This window comes from Pantanalinema rosaneae CENA516, from assembly GCF_050753385.1.
GTDB classification, from domain to species: Bacteria; Cyanobacteriota; Cyanobacteriia; order Leptolyngbyales; family Leptolyngbyaceae; genus Pantanalinema; species Pantanalinema rosaneae.
On sequence record NZ_JBLZFZ010000190.1, the window covers coordinates 1 to 1,120 of the forward strand.

General features: G+C 60.3%; 1 protein-coding gene. It reads right to left on the minus strand.

The genetic code is table 11. The features are described from left to right. On the minus strand, positions 1 to 878 hold an 878-nt coding region (locus ACN4EK_RS32815; RefSeq protein ID WP_431662642.1), incomplete at its 3' end, for a phospholipase D-like domain-containing protein. Between the last annotated feature and the right edge of the window lie 242 nt (positions 879 to 1,120).

Consider the following 1,120-nt stretch of genomic DNA (forward strand, 5'->3'; position numbering starts at 1 on the left):
GTGTATAAGAGACAGTCCTGGTACCAGTCGCTCATGAAGACCCGGTTCAGGCTGGAGACCGAGGGCCCGGTGAGCCTGACCATGATGTCGCGCCACTGCAGTCCTCGACGGATGTTGCCTCGCTTGTTGTAGCTGGAATCGACCATGTTCTGAGACCCGATGAAGCCGACGACTCCGTCGACGACGAGGATTTTGCGATGATTGCGTAGGTCAGGCCTCTGCCACTGTCCGCGCCAGGGACGGACCGGAAGCATGTAGGTCCATTCCGCACCCACGGCGTCGAGTTTTCGCGTGGTGTCCGACGGTCGGGGCTGGCGCATCGTCGCGATGTGATCCAGCATCACCCGGACCGTCACGCCCCGTGAGGTCGCCTCCCGGATCGCGTCGAAGACGTCATGAGTGGAGTCGTCGTAGGACAGGATGTAGAACTCGATGTGAACGAAGGTGCTCGCGGCACGGATCTCTGTCGCCATGAGGCTCAAGGAATCCTCGGAGATATGACTGACCGTGGCGTGGTTTCCTCTGAACATCGGTTGCGCACCAAGGGCGAGTCCGAGCTTCTCTGCGTTGCCGAGCCCGAGAGGGAGCGTGCCCAGATCGCTCCCGAATTGCTGAGCGTCCCGTTCGGCGATGTCGGACATCAGCTCGATCGCGCGAAACTGTCTTTCTCGCCGCCGGCGCGGCATTCGGGTCCCGCCGATGAGCCAGAACAGGATGATTCCGGGTATGGGAGCGAGGAGAATAAAAAGGAGCCACGCCGTTCCCGACGAGGGAGTGCGATTTCGCGGAACAACCAGAATCGAGATCAATCGGATGCTGTTGTCTACGATGAACAGTGTCACAGGGACGAGAAACACCCAGTGCTGATGGTCGATCACAGATAAGACCGTAGTCGAGCCCTCGGCACATGACCGGCGTTTATCCTCGTTGGAGGAGCGAGTTGTCCGAGGAATATTTCGGGCATTAGCGTCTGAGAGCGCGAGTGGGAGGCGCATGCACGAGGTGGCGACGTGGCTGGCGGCCGTGCCGACGTTGGTCGGTTTGGCATTGGCGCTGGGTTTGAGTCCGACGCTGTACGGCGCGACTGCCGACATCCTCGCCCTGTCTCTTATACACATCT